Annotated in this window: 7 protein-coding genes; all 7 read right to left on the bottom strand. The window is 56.2% G+C overall.

Features of this window, described 5'->3' with window-relative positions:
* Window positions 1-198: 198 nt before the first annotated feature.
* Window positions 199-510, bottom strand: a complete 312-nt coding sequence (gene trxA, locus L248_RS14850; protein WP_040537155.1) for a thioredoxin — start codon at window positions 508-510, stop codon at window positions 199-201.
* 81 nt (window positions 511-591) lie between these two features.
* A complete protein-coding gene (locus tag L248_RS14845) occupies window positions 592-2,970 on the bottom strand; it encodes an endonuclease MutS2 (RefSeq protein ID WP_040537153.1) in 2,379 nt (792 codons plus the stop codon).
* Between the two features lie 79 nt (window positions 2,971-3,049).
* Window positions 3,050-3,589 carry a CvpA family protein gene (locus tag L248_RS14840; protein ID WP_022531077.1) on the bottom strand — a complete coding sequence of 180 codons (540 nt, stop codon included), beginning with the start codon at window positions 3,587-3,589 and terminating at the stop codon, window positions 3,050-3,052.
* An 11-nt stretch (window positions 3,590-3,600) separates the two neighbouring features.
* On the bottom strand, window positions 3,601-3,882 hold the full coding sequence (locus L248_RS14835; protein WP_022531076.1) for a cell division protein ZapA: 282 nt from the start codon (window positions 3,880-3,882) through the stop codon (window positions 3,601-3,603).
* Window positions 3,883-4,005: 123 nt separating this feature from the next.
* Window positions 4,006-4,338 carry a DUF1292 domain-containing protein gene (locus L248_RS14830; protein ID WP_022531075.1) on the bottom strand — a complete coding sequence of 111 codons (333 nt, stop codon included), beginning with the start codon at window positions 4,336-4,338 and terminating at the stop codon, window positions 4,006-4,008.
* Between the two features lie 11 nt (window positions 4,339-4,349).
* Window positions 4,350-4,790: a Holliday junction resolvase RuvX gene (gene ruvX / locus L248_RS14825; RefSeq protein WP_040537152.1), complete on the bottom strand. Its 441-nt coding sequence runs from the start codon at window positions 4,788-4,790 to the stop codon at window positions 4,350-4,352.
* Window positions 4,790-5,050, bottom strand: coding sequence for an IreB family regulatory phosphoprotein (locus L248_RS14820; RefSeq protein ID WP_027828187.1), 261 nt, complete (start codon window positions 5,048-5,050; stop codon window positions 4,790-4,792). Before L248_RS14820 ends, ruvX begins: the two co-directional genes overlap by 1 nt.
* Between the last annotated feature and the right edge of the window lie 269 nt (window positions 5,051-5,319).

Genomic DNA, 5,319 nt, shown 5'->3' with positions numbered 1-5,319 from the left:
GCCCGCTACGTTCCAGCCCCAGCCAGCCGGAGGGCCCAAATCGCCGGGTCTCGCGAATCATCTCCTGGTTCACGAGGCGGCCGCGCAAAGCGCAACGCCGTATCGGCCCAAATCGCCGGGCCTCGCGAATTTCTCTCCTGGTACTCAGAACACAAAAAGCCGGGCACCATGCTCAGTGTCCGGCTTTCTTCATTCTGATTAATCTGTGTACTTAGAAAGCGTGGTCTCCAGTTGTTCCTTGGATTGATACCCGACCAGCTGCTCCACGACCTTGCCGTCCTTCTTGACGATCAACGTCGGGATGGCCATGATCCCGAACTTCTTCGGGGTGTCCGGGTTAGCGTCCACGTCCATCTTCGTAAACTTGACATCCTTGCGCTCATCGGCCAGCTTGTCGATGACCGGGGATTGCATGCGGCACGGGCCGCACCAAGTGGCCCAGAAATCGGTCAGGACAACGCCGTGATCGGTCTCTTGGTCAAAAGTCTTATCTGTTACAGCTTTTACCAAGGTGTCACTCCCTTTCTTTACTTACATAAGTTTAGCAAATATCCGCTCAAAATTCAACACTTACAAAAAATAAGTGAAGCGTTATTTAAACGTCACGATGGTCGCCCCATCACCGCCGGCTTCCGGCGGCGCGTACTTGAAGCTCTTGATCTGCCGATGCGCTTTGAGATACTCCTGCACGCCGTTGCGGATGGCGCCGGTGCCCTTGCCGTGGATAATCGTCACCGTAGGATAGTTGGCCAGCAACGCCTCGTCCATGTACTGGTCGAGGTCATGCATGGCTTCCTCGTACCGACTGCCCCGCAGGTCCAGGGTCGGTGACACGGCGGGCCCGCTGTTGCGGACATTGACGATGTGCCGTTTGGGCTCCGTGTCTTCCGGTGCCGCCACCTTGGTCAATTCAGCAGTGGGTACCTTCATCTTCAAGATCCCCATCTGGACTTCCCAATGGGTGTCGTCGGCCTTCTTGAGCAGTGTCCCGGTGGTCCCGTAACTGGCTACTTGGACATCGTCGCCAGGGCGCAGCGCTTGCTTCTTCTTTTCTCGCCGCAAGACCCGGTTATTGGTCGGTGACGGCGTGCTGTGCAGGTTCTTCAGCGCTGTCTTGGCGGCAATCAGCTTATCTTCCTTGACCGTGCCGCCGCCCCCGGTCAATTGGGCCTGGCGCAGATCGGCGATGATTTTGTCCGCCTTCTGTTGAGCCTTATCCACCAACTGGTCGGCTTGCTGCTGAGCCTTCTTCATTTGGGCGTCTTTTTCTTTCAGAAAATCTTCGAAGGCACTGTTCAGCTGGGTGTGCAGTGTGGTGGCTTCATCCAGTTCATGACGCAGTTCGTGGTATTCCGTTTCGGCAGCCTTGCGCTGGTTCTCCAAGTCACCGATCATTTCGTTCAGGTTCTGGCTTTCTCCGTCCAGCAGCTGCTTGGCCCGGTCCACGATCTCCGGTTCCAAGCCAAGGCGCGCGGCAATATCAAACGCGTTGGAACGGCCCGGGGTCCCGATGAGCAGACGGTACGTCGGCTGGAGTGTGGTGATGTCGAACTCCATGCTGGCATTGATCGTCTGGGGCGTGTTATACCCATAGACCTTCAGTTCCGGATAGTGGGTGGTGGCGACCACGTCCGGGCCTTTAGCACCCAGGTAATCCAGGATGGCGATGGCCAGGCTGGCCCCTTCCTGGGGATCGGTACCGGCGCCCAACTCATCGAATAGAACCAAGCTTTTAGCCGTGGCCACGCTTAAGATCTTGATGATGTTCTTCATGTGACCAGAAAAGGTAGACAGACTTTGTTCAATCGACTGTTCGTCCCCGATGTCGGCTAAAATCTCGTCATAAATGGCCACATGGCTTTCTTCCTGAGCCGGAATAAAGAGGCCGGATTGCGCCATGAGTTCCAACAGGCCGAGCGTCTTGAGCGTGATCGTCTTCCCGCCGGTATTGGGACCGGTGACGACGATGGTGTGGAAGTCCTTACCCAAATAGATGTCATTGGGAACGACGGTATGGGGATCGATCAGCGGGTGGCGGGCTTGGATCAGATCCACGTGCCGCTGGTCGTCAATAATCGGCTCGGTGGCTTTGATTTCGGCCGCGTACTGCGCCTTCGCGTTAACGAGGTCCAACTCCGCCAAGATGGTGGCGTTGGCCTTCAGCTGCTCCGTATAAGGGGCAACCATGGCGGCCAGCTCGGCGAGAATGCGCTCGATCTCCCGTTTTTCATCAATCTGCAGCTGCCGCAAGCGGTTGTTCATCTCCAGGACAGCCTGGGGCTCGATATAGAACGTCTGGCCGCTGGCACTCTGGTCGTGAACGATGCCGCCGAAACGGTTCTTGTACTCCGCCTTGACGGGAATCACGTAACGGTCGTCACGCAGCGTGATGATGGCGTCCGTCAGGTACTTGGCCTCCGCTCCGCGCGTGTATTGCTCCAGGCGGGTGCGCACTGCGCCCTCGGTTTGGCGCATGCCGGTGCGGATGCCCTGAAGCGTGCTGCTAGCGGTATCGAGGACCGTCCCATCCTCATCCAACGCCCGTTTCAGCGCCCGGCTGACTTCTGGCAGATCAATCATCTGGTCGACCAGCGCCGGCAAGGCCCGCAGCAGCGGGGTGTCGTTTTTGGCATCATCGTCAGCGAAGTCAGAGAAGAAATCCTTGATTGAAGCCGCCACCGCGAGGACGCGGCCAATTTGCGCGAGTTCCGTACCGCTCAGGGTCGCCCCGATGGCCAGCCGCTTGAGGTGCGGCGTGATATCCACCGTCTTGGTAATGGGGAAGCCGCCCTTCAGCCGGTGCAAGGTCACGGCGTCGGCGGTGCGGTCCAGGTTCTGCTGGACACTGCCCACGGTGTCGTCTGGAGTCAGCGCCAAGGCCAGGCGCTTTCCTGCATCGCTGACGGTATGCGCGGCCAACCGGTGCAGAACCTCAGGATAATCCAGAGTTGCTAACACTCTGGTATGCATGGCATTACCCACTTTCTAAAAATATCTCTCAACGAAAAGCAGGCGGCCGCAATGACTGCCTGCTTTCTATCCTCATCCGTTACACGCTCAATACCCACCAGTGCAAGAAAGCCTGGGCCAATCCTGGCGTGGCCATCAGCATGCGGCTCATCCAAGAATTCGCCAGCGCGTGCTGGAGGCCGTTCACTGGAATCAGTGCAACGAAGTACACGACCATGAAGACAGCCACGTACTGGCAAATGAAGCCCAGCAGCATACCGCCCACCGTGTTCAGGGAATCAGTCACCGGCATGAATTGCATCGGCGTGAACCAGAGCATCACCAGGTGCACGAGCAGCCAGCCAACCAAGAAAATGAACAGGAAGGCACAGGCGTTGTAATACGGCTGGTCCAAATCTAGCCCGGCCGTGGTGGTGAAGAAAGCGAAGAAACTGTTCATACTTGCGGACGGGTACGGGACCCACAGATCCAAATGCGGTCCCAGGGCGCGATAACCCAGCAAGGCGGCCGCAAATGCCAGCAAATAGCCGGCCGCGTACATGCCTTGCAGATAAATACCGCGGCGGGCGCCGCCGTACATGCCGTAAAGAAGAATCAGAATGATCACTAAACTCAACATGAAAAAAGCCACTACTCCTGGTCTGAGGACGGGGGGACATCGTCGTGATCCGCCAAGCGGGCCTGCAACGTCTTGATCTCGTCCTTCAATTTGATGGAATCGGAAATCGTATTGAACGCCAAAAGAATGGCTGCGTCAGTTTCCGACAGCTGCGGTGCCAGCGACTTGATCTGGTCTAACTGGTTGTTCAGCACCGCGGTCACCGTGGCCATGAATTCATCGCTGCCGGGACCGACGATCGTATACGTCTTTTTGCCGATGTGGGCTTTGTAGCGTCGCTTATCGTCAGCCACGAAGAAACCTCCAATTTCTGTACATTAATGACCAGTCTACCATAAGTCGGCAGGGGGCGAAAGAAATCGCGTGGCACCAAGGACGCTTGTCCCCTGCACCACGCGATTCTGGGCGGTCAGTGACTACTCCTCGTCGTCGTCCTCACTGTCGGCCATGAACGTATTCAAAACTTCTTCGACCATGTCCCACTCCGCATCGTCTTCGATGGGGTATAGGTCACCCGCTGTGGCGTAACCTTCGTCATCCGGCGTGAAGGAGAACGCTTGAATCTCGATCTCCTCGTCGGCCTTCGCCCCAGCCGGATACAACAGGACATAGGACTTGCCGTAATCTTCAGAATCGAAGGTGAACAGCACTTCAAACAACTCTTCGTTGCCCTCATCGTCGACCAAGGTGATCTGGCGTTGGTTGTCAGAAAGTTCGTCGCCGTCGTGAATATGGTTTTTTTCAGCCATGGTAGTCTCCTCTATTGTGCCGTTTTCGTTAGTTTGCCGCCGGCGTCCAGATAGTTTTGCAGAATCAGGACCGCGGCGACTTTATCGATGACTTTTTTACGTTTCTTTCGCGAAACATCCGCGCGTTCAATGAGCATCCGGTCAGCTTGCACGGTCGTCAAACGCTCGTCGATGAAGTCGACGGGCAGGTGGAACCGATCCGTCAAGTATTGACCATAGGCCTGGGATTTTTCGGCGCGTTCGCCGATGGAATTGTTCATGTTCTTCGGCAGCCCCAGAACGAATCCGGTGACCGCATATTGGTCAACCAGTTCAGCCACCCGGTCCAGTCCAAACTGATGCTGACCCTCGTCGATGGGAATGATCTCCACCCCCTGGGCTGTCCAGCCAAGGGGGTCGCTGACAGCTACACCCACCGTCTTGGAACCCACGTCTAACCCCATCAAGCGCATTACTTCAGCTCTTGGTGGAGATACGTGCGGACCAGTTCTTCGATGATTTCGTCCCGCTCATGTTTGCCAATGAGCGTCCGGGCATCGTTGTAACGGGGAATATAGGCCGGGTCGCCAGAAAGCAAGTAACCAACGATCTGATTGATTGGGTTATAGCCCTTCTCTTCCAGCGCTTTGTAAACGGTTTGCAGAGTTTCCCGGACGTTTTTACTTTGATCCTCCGCGAAACTAAAATGCATTGTTTTATCGAGTGAACTCATAAGGCACCCCTCTTTTCGAAAACCTGGACCGGTAAAAGCCCATCTTAAATCACCAACTATTCTAACGAATTGAGTAGGAAAACACAAGAGAGAGGGCGGAGCCGAGCGGTTAGGCCACCCAGGCTAAGTGGCCGTAACGTTAAAAGCCCCGCACTTGGGCTTTTAACGTTACGGTCCTTAGACTGTGGTGGCCTGCTCGGCGGAGCCCGTTTAGAGGGCGGAGCGGCCCGGTTAGAAGCGTAGGCATAAGGCGGGGCAAGGGAAAAACC

It is taken from the genome of Schleiferilactobacillus shenzhenensis LY-73 (assembly GCF_000469325.1).
Taxonomy (GTDB): domain Bacteria; phylum Bacillota; class Bacilli; order Lactobacillales; family Lactobacillaceae; genus Schleiferilactobacillus; species Schleiferilactobacillus shenzhenensis.
This window is presented reverse-complemented; position numbering and strand designations above follow the sequence as displayed.

Bases quoted from the DNA above. Each gene is read 5' to 3' on its own strand.
- L248_RS14830 (WP_022531075.1), bottom strand. From the start codon at position 4,338: ATGGCTGAAAAAAACCATATTCACGACGGCGACGAACTTTCTGACAAC.
- L248_RS14820 (WP_027828187.1), bottom strand. From the start codon at position 5,050: ATGAGTTCACTCGATAAAACAATGCATTTTAGTTTCGCGGAGGATCAA.
- L248_RS14845 (WP_040537153.1), bottom strand. From the start codon at position 2,970: ATGCATACCAGAGTGTTAGCAACTCTGGATTATCCTGAGGTTCTGCAC.
- ruvX (WP_040537152.1), bottom strand. From the start codon at position 4,790: ATGCGCTTGATGGGGTTAGACGTGGGTTCCAAGACGGTGGGTGTAGCT.
- L248_RS14840 (WP_022531077.1), bottom strand. From the start codon at position 3,589: ATGTTGAGTTTAGTGATCATTCTGATTCTTCTTTACGGCATGTACGGC.